This window comes from Chromobacterium fluminis (assembly GCF_011602385.1).
GTDB classification, from domain to species: Bacteria; Pseudomonadota; Gammaproteobacteria; order Burkholderiales; family Chromobacteriaceae; genus Chromobacterium; species Chromobacterium fluminis.
Window position 1 is genome coordinate 25,562 of sequence record NZ_JAAOMA010000030.1, and the last position, 16,160, is coordinate 41,721.

Below are 16,160 nucleotides of genomic sequence, written 5' to 3' on the forward strand. Positions count from 1 at the left end.
GTCAGAAGGGGCCTCCGGCCGCGCGCAGCAGGTCGGGCAAGCCGTCGTGATCGCCCAAGGGCCGCTCCGGCGCGTCGCTCCAGTGCTGCGGGCCGATGGCGGCGTTGCGCGCCGGGTGCAGCGGGTAGTGCACCTGATTGTCGTCGCGGTTGACGTCGCCGACGCAGAGCAGGCGCACTGGCTGCGCGGTGTTGTTGATGAAAGTGTGGGCCAGGCCGGTGCCGGCCTTGAAGCCGACTGAATCGCCCGGCCGCAGCCGGTGCAGCACGCCGTCCAGCCAGACGTCGGGCTCGCCCTCCAGCACATGGACGAACTCATCCTCGGTTTTTTCGGCGTGCGGCCAACTGGTGCGTTGGCCTGGGGCCAAGAGTTCGTGATGGATGCCCAGGCGGGCGAAGCCGTAATGCTTGCCCAGCGCCGCGCCGCGCGCCAGCGGCTCCCGGCTGTCGGGGTAGCTTTGCGAGTCGGCTTCGATCAACTCGCTCCAGTGTTGGATGCAATCGGGACGGGAGGACATGGAGGGGCTCCGTGGGCGGTCAGTCGGGAATGTCCGGCGCCATCAGCACGTCGGGGTGCTGCCAGCCCGGTTGCTGGGCGATGCGTTCCAGCCAGGCTTCTACTCGCGGCCAGCCGGCGATGTCGAGGCCGGCGTCGGCCAGCCACCATAGATAGGCGCTGGCGGACAGGTCGGCGATGCTCAGCCGCTGGCCGGCGAGATAGGGTTGTTCGGCCAGCGCGGCGTCCAGAGTGTCCAGATCGGCGCGCGCGCGCTGTTCCAGCCAGGCCTCCACTTCCGGCTGCGGCAGGCGGTTCAGCCGCGACCAGCGCAGATTGGGCACCGACAGACCAACGCGGTTGGCTTCCCAGCTCAGCCATTCGCGCACGGTTTCCCGGCTGCCGTGCTCGCCGCTGAGCTGGCCGAAATTATTGGCCAGCCATTGCAGGATGGCGTTGGACTGGCACAGCGCGGTGCCGTCGGCCACCAGCACCGGCACTTCGCCGAAGCGGCTGGCGGCGCGGAAATCCTCCGGCCGCTGCTCGCGCGGCACGGCCAGGTCCACATGGACGTAATCATGGGAAACATCGGCCAGCATCAGCGCCAGGCGCACCTTGTAGCTGTGGCCGGACAGGCGGTTGCCGTAAAGAGTCAGTGTGGTCATGAGCGTTGGGATCGATTCGAAGTTTGGCTAGCCGATGATACCGCCGTTGCGTCGCGGCGCGAACCCAGCCAAGCCAGCGCAAAGGCCAGCGGCACGGAGAACAGCGCAGGGTTGGCGTAAGGGAACAGCGGCTTGGCGTGGCCCAGCGCGCCCACCCACACAGCGGGGCCGGCCACGATCAGCGCCGCCGCCGCGACAAGCCCGCCCAGGCTGCCCCACAGCGCGCCGCGCGCGCTGAGGCCGGGCCAGTGAAGGGCGAGCAGCAGTACCGGGAAATTGGCCGAGGCGGCGATGGCGAAGGCCAGGCCCATCAGGAAGGCGATGTTTTGCTGCTGGAACAGCGTGGACAGCAGCAGCGCCAGCAGACCCAGGCCGACGGTGGCCCATCGCGACACCCGCAATTCGGCGTGGGCGTCGGCGCGGCCGCGCCGCCACCAGGCGGCGTAGAGATCGTGGCTGATGGCGCTGGCGCCGGCCATGGCCAGGCCGGCCACCACCGCCAGGATGGTGGCGAAGGCCACCGCCGCCACCAGGCCCTGCCAGGCCGGTCCGCCTAGCAGGGTGGCCAGATGGATGGCGGCCATATTGCCGCCGCCCAGCAGCTTGCCGGCGGCGTCGTGGAAGCCGGGTTCCGGCCCCACCAGCGCCAGCGCGCCGTAGCCGATGACGATGTTGACGGCGAAGAACAGCGCGATCAGGCCGGTGGCGAAGCAGGCGGACTGCCGCGCGGCGCGCCGGTCCGGCACGGTGAAGAAGCGCATCAGCACATGGGGAAGGCCCAGCAGGCCCAGGCAGAGCCCCAGGCCTAGCGACAGGACTTCCAGCGGATCGCTCAGCGCCGGGCTGGGCAGGAAGGCCTGAGGCCCGCGCAGCGCCTCGGCGGCGGCGAACAGCCGCGTCGGATCGCCGCCGAAGCGCGCGAGCACGCCGCCGGCCAGCAGCAGCGCGCAGCCGAACATCAGCACCGCCTTGACCATCTGCACCCAGGTGGTGGCCAGCATGCCGCCCAGCGCCACGTAGAGCACCATCAGCGCGCCCACCAGGCTCACGGCGGCCAGATAGGGGAGGCCGAACAGCAGCTCAATCAGCTTGCCTGCGCCCACCATTTGCACGATCAGATAAAACAGCGTCACCGTCAGCGAGTTGACGCTGGCGGCCAGCCGCACTCCGTTGTGGTCGAAGCGTCGGCCCAGCACCGCGGCGGCGGTGTAGCAGCCGCTGCCGCGCAACTTTTCCGCCAACAGCAGCAGCAAGAGCGGCCAGCCGGCCAGGGTGCCGACGGCGTAGGCCAGCGAATCGTAACCCTGGGACAGATATAGGCCGGCGGCGCCGAGGAAGGCCGCCGCGGACAGGTAGTCTCCGGCCAGAGCCAGCCCGTTCTGCCAGCCGCGGATGCGGCCGCCTGCGGTGTAGAAGTCGCCGGCCGATGCGGTGCGCCGCGCGGCGGCAGCGGTGATGGCCAGGGTCAGCAACACGAATAAAAGGAAAAAGGCGGAGGCGTGAGTCATCGGCTCTCCGAGTCGTCGGCGCGGCCGGCGGCCAGCGCGTAGCCGGCGGCCAGCAGGAAGAACAGCAGAAACATGGCCAGCGCCAGCAGAATGGACGCCGGCCAGCCGGCGAACTTGGCGCCGAGCCAGGCCGGGCGCAGCGCCAGCAGCAAGTAGTAGCCGAGGCAGCCTGCGGCGGCGGTCCAGGCCAGAGGGCGGGAGAGAGAGGTGGCGCGCGTCATGGCAGGGCGTTAGGGAGAAAAGCGCTAGTGTAGCGCATCCGGCCATCATGCCGCGGCTATCGACGAGCGAGTGTCAACCCAGCAGCAGCGCGACGTAGAGCCGGAAACGGTCCTCGTGGCGTTCCAGGTCCAGTCCGGTGATTTCGGCGATGCGGCCCAGCCGGTAGTCCAGCGTGTTGCGGTGGATGTGCAGCGCCCGCGCGGTGGCGCCGGGGTGGGACTGGTGGGCGAACCAGGCCTCGGCGGTGCGGCGCAGTCCGCTTTTGCCGGCCTGCTCCAGCCGTTGCAGCGGCTGCCGCAATTGTTGGGCCTGCCAGCCGTGGTCGAGGCCGGACAGCAGCACCGGCAGCGCCAGTTCGTAATAGCTGTGAGCCTGCTTTTGGGGTTGCCGTTGCCGGCCGATGCGCGCGGCGGCGCGCGCGCTGAGGCAGGATTGGGCCGCGCCGTCCCGGCCGGGCAGCGCAATGCCCATGCCCAGGCGGAAGCCGGGCGCCGTCGTCTCTTCCAGCCAGGCGGCCAGTGAGCGCAGCCGGCGTTGCAGCAGCGTTTCGCGTTCGGCTTCGTCGTCCTCGCCGCAAGCCTCCACCAGCACCAGTTCGTAAGGGCTGGTGACCGCGCTCAGCAGCCGCGGCCAGCGTGAGGCCAGCCCTGATTGCAACTGCTGCAGCGTTGCCTGAGCCTGATCGGCGGCCAAGCCCTCTTCATCCAGTTGCAGGCTCAGCGCCACGTGATGTTGTTCCAGCCTCAGCCCCAGTCGCTGCGCCCAAGCGTCCAGCGCCGCGCCGGACTCGCCTCGTATCCACTCCAGCACAAAGGCTTCGCGCTGGCGCGCGTCGTGTTGTAGCGCCCGCTGCAACTGGGCCTGTTCCAGAATCATCTCGGCGGTGAGCCGCACCAGTTCGCCGAACTGGCGAACCTGTTCCGGCTGGCCGGTCAGGCCGACCACGCCCGCGATGCGGCCGTCCACATGCAAGGGCAGGTTGATGCCGGGGCGGGAGCCGTGCAGTTTGCCGGCGGTGACGTCGTCGATTTCCACCGTGCGTCGCTGCGCCAGCGCCAACAGCGCGCCGTCGTGCAATTGCCCCAGCCTGTCGGAGTCGCCGCTGCCCAGGATGGCGCCTTGGGCATCCATTACATTCACGTTGAAAGGGATGATGCGCATGGTGCGGCTGACGATGTCTTGCGCCAGTTCCGTGGTCAGAATGGACATGGACACTCCCGTTGATGTGCTTTTGCCCAATATATCCTTGGATTGATCCGATATAAATAGTGCGCTTGCATGAAGCATTTTCCGGGCGCGCTGACCAGAATGAGCTGCACGATACAAAAACAATATTCATCAGAACCAAGGAGACGCGCCGGAGGGACGGTCCCCGCGCGCAGAGGAGATGGATTTGAACCCTAGCGACACCCTGAGCGCGCCGCGGCAAGACATTCTGGCCGGCGCTTACAAGAAAGCCGTATGGCGGCTGATTCCCTTCATTTTCGTCTGTTACCTGTTCAACTATCTGGACCGAGTCAACGTCGGCTTCGCCAAGCTGGAGATGCTGGACGCGCTGGGCTTGAGTGAAACCGTCTACGGCTTGGGCGCCGGCATTTTCTTTATCGGCTATGTGTTGTGCGGCGTGCCCAGCAACCTGATGTTGCACAAGGTGGGCGCGCGGCGCTGGATCGCGCTGCTGATGCTGGTGTGGGGCACGCTGTCCGCCTGCCTGATGTTTGTTTCCACGCCGCAATCTTTTTATGTGCTGCGTTTTTTCACCGGCGTGGCCGAGGCCGGTTTCTTCCCCGGCATCGTGCTCTACTTCACCCGTTGGTTTCCGGCGGACAAACGCGGCCAGGTGATGGCGCTGTTCATGTCGGCGATCCCGGTGTCCGGCGTGCTGGGCGGGCCGTTATCCGGCTGGATGCTGCAGCATTTCGCCGCCGGGCAAGGCGGCCTGGCCGGCTGGCAATGGCTGTTTCTGTTACAGGGCCTGCCCACGGTGCTGTTGGGCCTGGGCGTGTATTTCTATCTGAACGACGGCATCGCCCAGGCGCGCTGGTTGAGCGCGGAAGAAAAGGCGGCGATGCAACAGGCTCTGATCGACGATGAGGCGCGGCGCGCGGCGCAGCGTCCAATGGAGCAGTCTTTCGCCAGCGTGTTGCGCAACGCCAATGTCTGGATGTTGGGCGCGATTTACTTCGCCATCCAGATGGGGGTGTACGCCATCAACTTCTGGCTGCCGTCCATCATCAAGAGCCTGGGTTTCCAGAACGCCGGCGTCATTGGCTGGCTCAGCGCCTTGCCCTACTTGGCCGCTTGCTTCTTCATGGTCTGGGTTGGCCGTTCCGGCGACCGGCGCGGGGAGCGCCGTTGGCACGTAGTGCTGCCGCTGCTGATGGGCGTGCTGGGCCTGCTGTTGGCGGCCAATAGCGGCGGCGCGGTCTGGCTGTCCATGCTGGGCCTGACCCTGGCCACCATGGGCGCGCTGGCCGGCCTGTCCATGTTCTGGCCGCTGCCCACCGCCTTTCTTGGCAGCGCCGCCGCCGCCGGAGGGCTGGCCTTGATCAATTCGCTGGGACAGGTGGCCGGTTTCGTCAGCCCCTTCCTGGTGGGCTGGATCAAGGACCTGACCCACAGCACGGACCCGGCGCTGTACATCCTGTCCGGCGTGATGCTGTCCGGCGCCTTGCTGGTGCTGAGGATTCCGCCGCGGCTGGTCAATCGCTAATATCTTGCTCTTGTCATCTCTTGTGATTGAAAACCGCATGAAAATCGTGATTGCCCCGGACTCCTACAAGGAAAGCCTGAGCGCGCTGCAGGTGGCTCAGGCGATAGAGGACGGCTTCCGCCAGGTGTTTCCCGCCGCTCGCTATCGCAAGCTGCCGATGGCGGACGGCGGCGAGGGCACGGTGCAAGCCATGCTGGACGCGTTGGGCGGCCAGCGGCGCGAGGCTGCGGCGCGAGGCCCGTTGGGCGAGACGCTGTCCGCAAGCTACGGTTTGACCGCGGACGGCGTGGCGGTGATAGAAATGGCCGCCGCCAGCGGCCTGGCGCTGTTGCCGCCGGCGCGGCGCAATCCCTTGCTGACCGGCAGCCACGGCACCGGCGACATGATTCGCGACGCGCTGGACGCGGGCGCGCGCCGTTTCGTGCTGGGCATAGGCGGCAGCGCCACCAACGACGGCGGCGCCGGCATGCTGCAGGCCTTGGGCGCGAGGCTGCTGGACGCGGAAGGACGAGACCTGCCGGCTGGCGGCGCGGCCTTGGCGGGACTAGCGCGGCTGGACCTGTCCGGGCTGGACCCGCGCTTGGCGGCCTGCCGCATCGATGTGGCTTGCGACGTCGACAACCCCCTGATTGGCCCGCGCGGCGCGTCGGCGGTCTTCGGGCCGCAGAAGGGCGCGACGCCGGCGATGGTGGCGGAACTGGACGCGGCGCTGGCGCATTTCGCGGTGTTGATGGAGGGCGCGTCGGGCGTGGCGGCGGCCGAAGAGGCCGGCGCCGGCGCGGCCGGCGGCATGGGCGCCGCGCTGCTGGCCTGCTTGGGCGGCCGTCTGCGTTCCGGCAGCGCCATCGTCGCGGAGGCCGTCGGCCTGGACGCGGCGCTGGCCGACGCCGATCTGGCGGTGACCGGCGAAGGCCGCATCGATAGCCAGAGCGTGCAAGGCAAGACGCCGATTGGCGTCGCCCGCGTCGCTCAGCGATATGGCGTGCCGGTGCTGGCGATAGGCGGTTGTTTGGGCGCGGGCAGCGAACTGACCCACGCGCACGGGCTGGATGCGGTGTTCGCCGCGGTCAGCCGGCCGTGCAGTCAGGAACAGGCTCTGGCCGAGGCCGCGGACAATGTGAGCCGCGCCGCGCGCAACGCGGCGGCGGCATTGGCTCTGGGCATGAAGCTAAGCTCTCAGAATCGCTCGAAATCCGGCACATAACGCCACTGCCCGGGGGCCAACTGGCCGATGGCCAGCCGGCCGATGCGGATGCAGCGCAGCGCCAGCGGGCTGACGCCCAAGTCGGCGCAGATATCGTCCAGCCAGCGCGCGTCGCGCGCCGCGAGCACCAGGCGCAGCTGACGGTCGCTCTGGCGCGAAACCTTGAGGTCGCGCAGCGGCTTGCCGCCGGGGCGCAGCCCTTTTTGACGCTGTTGCAGGTCGTCGGCGGCGGGCGCAGCGTCGACATTGATCAGGAACTCCAGCTGGCAATCGGCCAGCCGCTGCGTCAGCTTGCGGTCCTGGGTCAGCGCCACCAGGCCGTGGGCGTGGTCGGCGATGGCGCCGACACCTTGCAGATGCTGGCGATGTCGCGGCAGCCAGCTCAGCCCGCTGATATCGCCCGGCAACTGGCTGTCCGGCCCCAGCAGGGCCAGCGGCTCGGCGCCGGCGGGTTTGTGCAGCAGCAGGGTGACCGCCGCTTCGCGCTGCGTGTCGGGCCGGCCCATGAGTTCGACGCGCTGTTGCGGTTCCACCCGGCTGCCCAGCGCGGTGACGGTCTGGCCGTCCACTTTCACCAAGCCTTGTTCGATGCAGGCGTCGGCTTCGCGCCGCGTGCACAGGCCCAGTTCCACCATGCGTTTTGAAAGTCGGATTGCAGCGTCGCTCATTGTGTCTGGCCTTGAGTGCGGGTGTTCGGGCGGCGATTATCCCCTTTGCCGGCGCGGCCGACAAATTTGACGAATCGAGTATCCTTCTCGTCTGGTGCCGCCGCGTGACCGCCGCGCGGATTCATTTTGGAGAGGCCGTGAATATACTGATCATTGGAGCGAGCCGGGGTCTTGGCAAGGCTTTTGTGGAAGGGCTGGGGACAAAAGGGGACCGGGTGATCGGCGTTTCCCGGCGCAGGCCGGAGGACTTGAAGCCGCCAACCGGCGTTGACGTGGACTGGATCGAAGCCGATTTGTCCAATCCGGCCCTGGCCGTGCAACAGGTCATGAGCGCGCTTCCGGAACGGCTGGACGTGGTGATGTGCAATGTGGGTATTTGGGAGCGAGAGGCGTTCGAGTCGTCTTATGCGTTTTCCCGTTGTTCGGATCTGGAGCTGATGGAAGTGGTCCAGGTCAATATCGCTTCGACGATTCTGCTGCTCAAACATCTGCTGCCGCGCATGTCGGGCGCGGCCAAGCCGCAGCTCATCCTGACCGGGTCGACATCGGGCCTGCCGCGCAGCGGCCGCCCCGAAGTAGCTTTCGCCGCCAGCAAATTTGCCTTGAGCGGCATGGCCGACGCGCTGCGTGAGGAATACCGCGCGCAGCGTCTGGCCGTGACTTGCCTGCAATTGGGCTACCTTAACACGGAGGACGATTTGTCCGTGCCCCGCGAGCAAGCCGCCGAGCGCGGCGCCGGCCAACTGATCCCGCTGCATGACGTGGTGAGCTTGACGCGGGCTTTGCTGAATTTGTCCGACGCCTCCTTCGCGCGGGAAATTATCCTGCCCGCGATTCTGGACGAGCGCTTCTGAACGCGGGCGCGCGGCGCGGACAAGCGCATCTAATCCCGTTTGCCGGGTCGTTTAAATGCTCAAATCGCTTTAAAGTGTCGCCATTATGAGCCTGCTTCCCCAAGCGCTGGATGCGCTGAACTGCCCGCTGACCGGCATCAACCTGATCGAGGCTTCGGCCGGCACCGGCAAGACGTGGACCATCGCGGCCCTGTTCGCCCGGCTATTGCTGGAAGAGCGCGACGGCCAGCCGCCGCCCACCGTCGATCAAGTACTGGTGGTCACCTATACCAAGGCCGCCACCGCCGAGCTGCGCGAGCGCCTGCGTCGACGGCTGAGCGAACTGGCGCAGACGCTGGCCGGAGAAGGCGACGTTGGCGGAGATCCCTTCCTGTCGGCGTTGGCGGCGCGTTTTCCGCCCGGCGCGGCGCGGGAGCAGGCGTCGCAGCGGCTCAAGGCCGCGATCACCGGCTTCGACGCCGCCGCCATCTACACCATCCACGGCTTCTGCCAGCGGGTACTGACCGACGCCGCTTTTGAGAGCAGCCAGACTTTCGAGGCGGAACTGGTTAGCGACGACGAGGAACGCTTGACCGAAATCGTCGACGACTTCTGGCGTCGACGGGTGGTGGACGACCCCTTGTTGGCCCAGGTGCTGGTGGACAACGGAGAAACCCCGGACGGCTGGCTGGCGGACATCCGGCCCTATCTGTCCAAACCTTATCTGCGCATGCGCGCGCCGCACACCGCCGGCCTGGAGCGCGCCTTGCTCGCGGTGGAGCAAGGCTGGCGGGCGCTGGCGGCGCGGCCGGAATACGCGGCGGAGGCGGCCGATTTGCTGCGCTCCGCCGCGGGTTTCAACGCGCGTAGCTACAGCTCCGCCATCGTCGAGCGCGCCATAGGCGCTTTGGACAGCCTGCTGACGACACCGGAAACCACGCCGGTGCTGGACAAGGAAAGCCGTCGCCAGCTGGACAAATTGCTGCCGGCCTCGCTGGCCAAGGGGATGAAGAAAGGCCACGCCGCACCGGAACACCCCTTGTTCGAGCTGGTGGGGGCCTGGCTGGGGGCCTGGGACGCTTATCTGGACGAAGTGGCGCTGTCCGTGGCCCAGCTCAAGTTGGAACTGATCGCCTGGACCAACGAGCAACTGAGCGCGCGCCGGGCGGGCGAGCGCAGCCGCAGCTTCGACGATTTGCTGACCGATCTAGGGGCGGCGCTGGCCGATCCGATTAGCGGACCGCTGCTGGCCGCCCATGTGGCCCGCAGCTTCCAGGTGGCGCTGATCGACGAGTTTCAGGACACGGATCCCATCCAGTACGCGATCTTCCGACATTGCTTCGTCGCGCAGCAGCGGCCGGTTTTCCTGGTGGGCGACCCGAAACAGGCCATCTACAGCTTTCGCGGCGCCGACATCTTCGCCTACCTGGCGGCGCGCGGAGACGCGCAACATCATTACACGCTGGACACCAACCGCCGGTCCGAGGCGCCGCTGGTGAGCACCGTCAACGCCTTGTTCGCGCGGGAACTGCCGTTTCTGATCGAGGGCATCGCCTATCAGCCGGTGGCGGCGCAACCGGCCTCCGGCGGCCGGCTGGAGATCGACGACGACAGGCCGTCGTTCTGCTTCCAATGGCTGCAGCCGGAGAAAGCGGACAAGGCCGCCAGTGGAGAGAACGCCGCCGAACTGGCGGCCAACGCCAGCGCCGACGAGATTGCGCGCTTGCTGGCGCTGGCCGCCGAAGGCCGCGCCGCCATTGTCGCCGGCGACGCTCGACGGCCTTTGGCCGGCGGCGACATCGCGGTGCTGGTGTCCACCCACCGCCAGGGCGACCGAGTGCGGCAGGCCTTGGCGGAGCGCGGCGTGGCCAGCGTGGCGCTGACCCAGGAAAGCGTGTTCGCCAGCCGCGAGGCCGGCGAGATGCTGGCCTTGCTGCGCGCTTGGGCGGAACCGGCCAGCGAGGCGCGCTTGCGCGCGGCGTTGGTGACGGAACTGGCCGGGGTCGACGCCGGCGAATTGCTGGCCAGGGTGGAGGACGAGACGCGTTGGGAAGCGCAGCTGCAAGCCAACGCCGCAGACCACCTGCTTTGGCGCGAGCGCGGATTCATGGCGGCCTGGCGGCATTTCTTCGCTCGGGAACGGGTGGCGGAACGCTTGTTGCCGCTGCCGGACGGCGAGAGACGGTTGACCAATTTGTCGCACCTGGCTGAATTGTTGCAACAAGAGAGCGACCAGCGTCAGGGCATGGCGCCGCTGCTGGGCTGGCTGGAGACGCGGGTGGCGCAACCGCCGGGCGGAGAGGAGGCGGTGTTGAGGTTGGAGAGCGACGCGGCCCTGGTCAAGATCGTCACCATCCACACCGCGAAGGGTCTCCAGTATCCGGTGGCCTTCTGCCCCTTTCTGTGGGGCGGCGCGCTGGAGCGGCGCGACGCCGCGTTCTGGCGTTACCACGCTGAAGATCAATCCTGGCTGGCGCCGGACGCCGCGGCCGACGCAGGGGTGAAGCTGGCGGCGCGCAGCGAGCTGTTGGCGGAGAAGCTGCGCCTGCTCTATGTGTCGCTGACTCGGGCGCAGTACCGCCAATACCTGTGCTGGGGCTGGGTGCGCGGCATGGAGACGGCGGCTTTGAGCTGGCTGCTGCATGGCCGCGACGCGCGCGCGCTGCCGGAACTGGAGGCGCTGGAACTGGACGCCGGGGTGCTTAAGCGAGAGCTGGACGCTTTCGCGGCGGCGGCCAACGCCGCGGCGGTGGGCGCGTGCGCGGTGCTGGAGGAGGACGGCGCGGGGCCGGCCTTGGCCGCGCGGCGCGAAACAGGGCGGGATTATCTGGCCCAAACGTTCGCGCGCCGGCTGGCCGCGCCGTGGCGGGTAGCCAGTTTCACCTCGCTGACCCATGCTCAGGCGGCCGGCAAATGGCAGGAAAGCCCGGACCACGACGCGGGGCAGCCGGCGGCGCCGGCGGAACCGCAAGCGCCCCCGGCCCAGGATCGTTTCGGTTTTCCGCGCGGCGCCAAGGCCGGCACCTGCCTGCACGAGATTTTTGAAACCATCAGCTTCGGCGTGGACGACGCCGGCCTGCGTCAGGCGGTGGAGCTGGCCCTGGCCAAGCATGGCTTCGCGCCGGAGTGGGGCGACGCCGCTTGCGAAATGGTGGCGGCCACGCTGAACGCGGAACTCGATCCGGGGGTGAAGCTGGCCGAAGTGCCGGACGGCAAGCGGCTGGTGGAAATGGAGTTCATGTTGCCGGCGCCCAGGTTGGAGGTGGCGAAGCTGGCCGCCATCCTGTCCGCGCCGGAACACGGCCTGGCCGCGCCTTTGCGCGCGGCGGCGGCGCAGTTGGATTTTTCCACCGTGCGCGGTTTTCTCAAGGGCTTCATGGACTTGGTGTTCGAGTCCGACGGACGCATTTATCTGGTGGACTATAAATCCAACCACCTGGGAGGGTGGCACGAAGACTATCGCGCCGAGCGGCTGGCGGAATCCATCGCTCAAGAACATTATTACCTGCAATACCTGATTTACTGTGTGGCCCTGCGGCGCTATTTCAGCGCTCGCGGCGTGGACTTCGCCGCCCGCTTCGGCGGCGTGCGTTATCTTTATCTGCGTGGCGTTGGCGTCGAGGCTTGCGGGATCTGGAGCGATCAACCCGCGCCGGCCCTTCTGGAGGCGTTGGACCAATGGTTCGCCGGGCATGCGTAGGAATGCGGAGTGCGCAAGCTGCGGTCATGGGACTAAGCTGAACTATCTGAAGTGGAACGCGACCGGAAGGGGAGAGTAGCGCCGGGGCGAACCGACAATAACAAGGACGCATCATGTTCGAATCCGCCGAAATCGGCCATAGCATCGATAAAAATACTTTCCGCGAAGCCATGCCCAAATTGCGCGAGGCCTTGCTGGACCTGCAATACGATTTGAAGGAGAAGGCCGACTTTCCGGTGCTGATCCTGATTCACGGCTTCGACGGCGCCGGCCGCGGCGAAACCATGAATCTGATCAACGAATGGCTGGATCCGCGGCTGATCGACACCGTGGCTTTCGCCGAAGCCAACGACGACGCCCGCGCCCGGCCCTGGATGTGGCGCTACTGGATGCAACTGCCGGCCAAGGGCCGCATCGGTATGTTCTTCGGCTCTTATTATTCCGACGCCTTGTTCGACCGGGTGTTCGCCCGCAGCGACCGCGATGCGCTGGACAAGCAGATCTTCGACATCCTGCGCTTCGAACGCATGCTGACCATGGACGGCGCGCTGGTGCTGAAATTCTGGTTCCACCTGACCCGGGAGCAGCAGCACAAGCGGCTCAAGCAAATGGAAAAAGATCCGGCCAGCAGTTGGCGCGTGACCAAGACCGATTGGGAGCATTACGAGCGCTACGACAAGATACGCAAGTCCGCCGAGCACATTCTGCGGCTGACCAACACCGCCGCCGCGCCCTGGGTGGTAGTGGATGGCGAGGACGCCAATTACCGTAGCCTGACGGTGGGGAACACCCTGCTCAACGCCATTCGCAACCGGTTGGCGCAGGCGCAGGGCTCGAAGGCCGAGTTGATAGACGCGCCGCCGTTGCTGGCGCCGATAGACAACAAGCTGTTGCTGGACACCCTGAAAATGAACCAATCCATGGACAAGGCCAAGTACAAGGCCGAATTGGAGCAATTGCAGGGCCGGCTGCACCGGCTGACCCGGCACCCCCGTTTCGCCCAGCATTCGCTGGTGCTGGCTTTCGAAGGCAACGACGCCGCCGGCAAGGGCGGGAGCATCCGCCGCATCACCCAGGCGCTGGACGCGCGCCGCTACCGAGTGGTGCCCATCGCCGCGCCCACCCAGGAAGAAAAGGCTAAGCCCTGGTTGTGGCGCTTCTGGCGTCATGTGCCGGGCAAGGGCGGCATCACCATCTTCGACCGCACCTGGTACGGCCGGGTGCTGGTGGAGCGGGTGGAAGGCTTCGCCAAAGAGGCGGACTGGATGCGCGCCTATTACGAAATCAACGACTTTGAGCATCAACTGAGCGAAAACGGCGCCGTCATCGTCAAATTCTGGCTGGCCATCAGCAAGGAAGAGCAGATGGCGCGCTTCAAGGGACGCGAGGAAACCGGCTTCAAGCGCTTCAAGATCACCGAGGAAGACTGGCGCAATCGCGATAAATGGGACGCCTACAAGCTGGCCGTCAGCGATATGGTGGACCGCACCAGCACCAGCAAAGTGCCGTGGACGCTGGTGGAGGCCAACAATAAATACTATGCCCGCATCAAAATTCTCAAAACCATTTGCGATGCGCTGGAAACCCGGCTTGCTTGAGCGCGGCGTCAGGCTGATTGCCTTGCTGCTGGCGGCGCAGGCCGTGTCCGCGGCGGCGCCCAGCCTGCGCGCCGGCGTGGCCAACGACAGCTTCGGCCCGCTTTACAGCGCGCAGGACGGCGCGCTGGCCACCCAGTACCGCGCCGCGCTGGAGCTGATCGGCCGGCAAAGCGGCATCCGTTTCGAACTGGAGTACTACCCGTCGTCGCGGCTGCAGCAATTGTTCGAGGTGGGCAAGGTGGATGTGGAGGTGGGAGTCAATCCGGCCTGGCGAGCCTTGTCCCCGGTGGCCGGCTTCTACACCCGACCCATCGACGTGCAGACGCTGCGGCTGTGCTTCGCCGCCGGAAAACGGCGCAAGGGCGCGACGCCGGCCAGCTTGAACGGCCTGAGCCTGGGCGTGCTGCAGGGGCGGACTTATCCTGTGCTGGAGCCCGGTTTCGCCAGCGGCCAGCTCAAGCGGCTGGAGGCCGCCAGCGAGAGCGATTTGCTTAGCGGCCTGCGTCAGGGCAGCATGCAGGCCATCGTCCTGAGCCAGCGTCAGTTGGACGCGCTGCTGAACCGCGCGCCGGAGGCGCAGCCCTGCGCGGCGGGCGACGCCGTGGGAAGCGTGCCGGTGATGTTGCGCCTGCATCCGCAATACCGGCAACTGTTGCCGCAATTGGACAAGGCGATTCAGCAGCTGCAAGATAGCGGCAAATTGCGCTGAAGCGCTTCAAGTTTTCCCATTCAAGCTCCGCGCCGCGCGGAGCGCAAAGCATCCGGATTCCCGCCCATGTCTGTCCAGCAAGCCCTGTTGCCCGCCGAACTGGCGCGCTTGTTCGCCCGCCTCGACCCCGGCGTGGACGAGGCCGCGTTGGCGCTGATCCACGAGCTGGCCAGCGCCAATCAGGCCGGCCACGTCTGCCTGCCGCTGGCGCAGCGTCCGGAGCGCAAGGCCTTGCAGGCCAGCGCGCTGGTCGGCCGCCCCGGCGACTACGCTCCCTTGATCTTGGACGCGGCGGGCCGCTTGTATTTCGCCCGTCATTGGTTCGACGAAGCACGGCTTGCCGAGCGCCTGGCCGCCCTGGCCGAGCCGGGGCCGGCGCTGGACGGTGCGCGCTTGCGTCCGTTGCTGGGGGCCCTGTTCGGTTCGGCGTCCGCGACGGGGCCGGACCGGCAGAAGCTGGCGGCGGCTCTGGCGGCGCGCCAGCGCTTGATGGTCATTTCCGGCGGCCCGGGCACCGGCAAGACCACCACCGTGCTCAAGCTGTTGGCCTTGCTTGCCGGCCTATCGTCGCGGCCGCTGGTCATGGCGATGGCCGCGCCCACCGGCAAGGCCGCCGCGCGGTTGTCGGAATCAGTGCGCGGCGCGCGCGCGCGGCTGGTCTTGGCCGAGGACACGCTGCGGCAATTGCCGCAGCAGGCGCAGACCCTGCATCGGCTGCTGGGCTTGCGCCCGGGCGCGGCGGCGCCGCGCCATCACGCCGGCAACCCTTTGCCGCTGGACGTGCTGGTGGTGGACGAGGCGTCGATGATAGACCTGTCCTTGATGGCGCGCATGGTGGAGGCCTTGCCGTCGCAGGCGCGGCTGATTCTGCTGGGCGACCGCGATCAGTTGGCCTCGGTGGACGCCGGCGCGGTGCTGGGCGATTTATGCGCAGACATCCATTACCGCCCGGACACCCTGGACTGGCTGCGGACGAACTGCGGCGAAACTCTGCCGCCCACGCCGGGCGCGGGGGGCAAGCTCACCGATTGCGTGGCGCTGCTCACTCACAGCCATCGTTTCGGCGCCGACTCCGGCATCGGCGAACTGGCGAGGAGGGTGAACGCCGGCGACGGCGCCGGCAGTTGGGTGGTGTTGCAAGATCCGGCGTGGAGGGATGTGGAGGCGGTGCCGGCGCTGGACGCGGCGGAGGTGTTGGCGCGCTGGCGGCCGTATTGGCGGGCGGTGCGCGCCGGCGAGCCGCTGGCCGAGCGCCAGCGGGCCTTCGCCGGTTTCATGTTGCTGGCGGCGGAACGGCGGCAGGTGGAGGCCTTCAATCTGCGCATCGAGCGGCAACTGGAAGCCGACGGGGACAAACCGACCGGCCGTGACTGGTATCCGGGGCGTCCGGTGATGATCAGCGAGAACGATTACGGCCTGGGCCTGTTCAATGGCGACATCGGCTTCACGGTGCAGCGCGAGGCCGGCTTGAGGGTGGCTTTTCCCGGAGACGACGGCGGCTGGCGCGAGTTCGCTCCCGGCCGCCTGCCGCAACACGATACCGTGTACGCGATGACGGTGCACAAGAGCCAGGGTTCCGAGTTCGGCGAGGTGTGTTTGCAACTGCCGGAAGCGGCGGGGCCCTTGCTGAACCGGGCGCTGGTGTATACCGCGATCACCCGGGCGCGGGAGCGCTTCGTCGTGTCCGGCGCGCAGCTGGTGTGGGAACAAGCGGCTGCCGCGGCGCCGCAACGTGACTCCGGGCTGGCCGATAAATTAAAATGACGTTGTTGTTAAATTGGGCGGGCGAAGTGGTTTCCGTATTGGCCGCCGAGACAATTCCGCAACATCCCACCGCAAAATAAT

Annotated in this window: 13 protein-coding genes; 7 read left to right on the forward strand and 6 right to left on the reverse strand. The window is 67.3% G+C overall.

Annotated features, from left to right (window positions below; translation table 11 throughout):
- Position 1: 1 nt before the first annotated feature.
- The 5 genes from HA052_RS18565 to HA052_RS18585 all read right to left on the reverse strand — a co-directional run bounded on the left by HA052_RS18565 (position 2) and on the right by HA052_RS18585 (position 4,099).
- Positions 2–517 (reverse strand): cupin domain-containing protein, encoded by a 516-nt coding sequence (locus HA052_RS18565; RefSeq protein ID WP_166453042.1) that lies wholly within the window; start codon positions 515–517, stop codon positions 2–4.
- Positions 518–536: 19 nt separating this feature from the next.
- Entirely contained in the window at positions 537–1,160 is a 624-nt protein-coding gene (locus HA052_RS18570; protein WP_166453043.1) for a glutathione S-transferase family protein, read from the reverse strand.
- Entirely contained in the window at positions 1,157–2,668 is a 1,512-nt protein-coding gene (locus HA052_RS18575) for a sodium:solute symporter family transporter (protein WP_166453044.1), read from the reverse strand. Before HA052_RS18575 ends, HA052_RS18570 begins: the two co-directional genes overlap by 4 nt.
- On the reverse strand, positions 2,665–2,889 hold the full coding sequence (locus HA052_RS18580) for a DUF485 domain-containing protein (protein ID WP_166453045.1): 225 nt from the start codon (positions 2,887–2,889) through the stop codon (positions 2,665–2,667). The genes HA052_RS18575 and HA052_RS18580 overlap by 4 nt, the downstream gene beginning before the upstream one ends.
- A 73-nt stretch (positions 2,890–2,962) precedes the next feature.
- A complete protein-coding gene (locus HA052_RS18585; protein ID WP_166453046.1) occupies positions 2,963–4,099 on the reverse strand; it encodes a sugar diacid recognition domain-containing protein in 1,137 nt (378 codons plus the stop codon).
- A 184-nt stretch (positions 4,100–4,283) separates the two neighbouring features.
- Here HA052_RS18585 and HA052_RS18590 point away from each other — a divergent pair, with 184 nt between their 5' ends.
- Both HA052_RS18590 and HA052_RS18595 read left to right on the forward strand, forming a co-directional pair.
- Positions 4,284–5,603, forward strand: a complete 1,320-nt coding sequence (locus HA052_RS18590; protein WP_240937420.1) for an MFS transporter — start codon at positions 4,284–4,286, stop codon at positions 5,601–5,603.
- A gap of 37 nt (positions 5,604–5,640) precedes the next feature.
- The gene (locus HA052_RS18595) at positions 5,641–6,807 is read left to right on the forward strand and encodes a glycerate kinase (protein ID WP_166453048.1); all 1,167 of its coding nucleotides are present in this window, start codon (positions 5,641–5,643) and stop codon (positions 6,805–6,807) included.
- Here the strand turns inward: HA052_RS18595 and HA052_RS18600 are convergent.
- Positions 6,780–7,475: a S4 domain-containing protein gene (locus HA052_RS18600; RefSeq protein WP_166453049.1), complete on the reverse strand. Its 696-nt coding sequence runs from the start codon at positions 7,473–7,475 to the stop codon at positions 6,780–6,782. The genes HA052_RS18595 and HA052_RS18600 overlap by 28 nt on opposite strands.
- Between HA052_RS18600 and HA052_RS18605 the strand changes: the two genes are divergently transcribed.
- The 5 genes from HA052_RS18605 (at position 7,460) to recD (ending at position 16,079) form a co-directional block, all read left to right on the forward strand.
- Complete coding sequence (locus HA052_RS18605; RefSeq protein ID WP_206118956.1) at positions 7,460–8,329, forward strand: SDR family NAD(P)-dependent oxidoreductase; 870 nt, start codon at positions 7,460–7,462, stop codon at positions 8,327–8,329. The genes HA052_RS18600 and HA052_RS18605 overlap by 16 nt on opposite strands.
- A gap of 85 nt (positions 8,330–8,414) precedes the next feature.
- Positions 8,415–12,008, forward strand: a complete 3,594-nt coding sequence (gene recB / locus HA052_RS18610; protein WP_166453050.1) for an exodeoxyribonuclease V subunit beta — start codon at positions 8,415–8,417, stop codon at positions 12,006–12,008.
- Between the two features lie 113 nt (positions 12,009–12,121).
- Positions 12,122–13,606: a polyphosphate:AMP phosphotransferase gene (gene pap, locus HA052_RS18615; protein ID WP_166453051.1), complete on the forward strand. Its 1,485-nt coding sequence runs from the start codon at positions 12,122–12,124 to the stop codon at positions 13,604–13,606.
- Positions 13,581–14,315, forward strand: coding sequence for a substrate-binding periplasmic protein (locus HA052_RS18620; protein WP_166453052.1), 735 nt, complete (start codon positions 13,581–13,583; stop codon positions 14,313–14,315). Before pap ends, HA052_RS18620 begins: the two co-directional genes overlap by 26 nt.
- Positions 14,316–14,381: 66 nt before the next feature.
- Complete coding sequence (gene recD / locus HA052_RS18625; protein ID WP_166453053.1) at positions 14,382–16,079, forward strand: exodeoxyribonuclease V subunit alpha; 1,698 nt, start codon at positions 14,382–14,384, stop codon at positions 16,077–16,079.
- Positions 16,080–16,160 lie beyond the last annotated feature (81 nt).

What these genes read in the sequence shown, in the direction of transcription:
- HA052_RS18575 (WP_166453044.1), bottom strand. Translation starts at nt 2,668, where the DNA reads ATGACTCACGCCTCCGCCTTTTTCCTTTTATTCGTGTTGCTGACCCTG.
- recB (WP_166453050.1), top strand. Translation starts at nt 8,415, where the DNA reads ATGAGCCTGCTTCCCCAAGCGCTGGATGCGCTGAACTGCCCGCTGACC.
- HA052_RS18595 (WP_166453048.1), top strand. Translation starts at nt 5,641, where the DNA reads ATGAAAATCGTGATTGCCCCGGACTCCTACAAGGAAAGCCTGAGCGCG.
- recD (WP_166453053.1), top strand. Translation starts at nt 14,382, where the DNA reads ATGTCTGTCCAGCAAGCCCTGTTGCCCGCCGAACTGGCGCGCTTGTTC.
- HA052_RS18580 (WP_166453045.1), bottom strand. Translation starts at nt 2,889, where the DNA reads ATGACGCGCGCCACCTCTCTCTCCCGCCCTCTGGCCTGGACCGCCGCC.
- HA052_RS18585 (WP_166453046.1), bottom strand. Translation starts at nt 4,099, where the DNA reads ATGTCCATTCTGACCACGGAACTGGCGCAAGACATCGTCAGCCGCACC.
- pap (WP_166453051.1), top strand. Translation starts at nt 12,122, where the DNA reads ATGTTCGAATCCGCCGAAATCGGCCATAGCATCGATAAAAATACTTTC.
- HA052_RS18600 (WP_166453049.1), bottom strand. Translation starts at nt 7,475, where the DNA reads ATGAGCGACGCTGCAATCCGACTTTCAAAACGCATGGTGGAACTGGGC.
- HA052_RS18570 (WP_166453043.1), bottom strand. Translation starts at nt 1,160, where the DNA reads ATGACCACACTGACTCTTTACGGCAACCGCCTGTCCGGCCACAGCTAC.
- HA052_RS18620 (WP_166453052.1), top strand. Translation starts at nt 13,581, where the DNA reads ATGCGCTGGAAACCCGGCTTGCTTGAGCGCGGCGTCAGGCTGATTGCC.
- HA052_RS18565 (WP_166453042.1), bottom strand. Translation starts at nt 517, where the DNA reads ATGTCCTCCCGTCCCGATTGCATCCAACACTGGAGCGAGTTGATCGAA.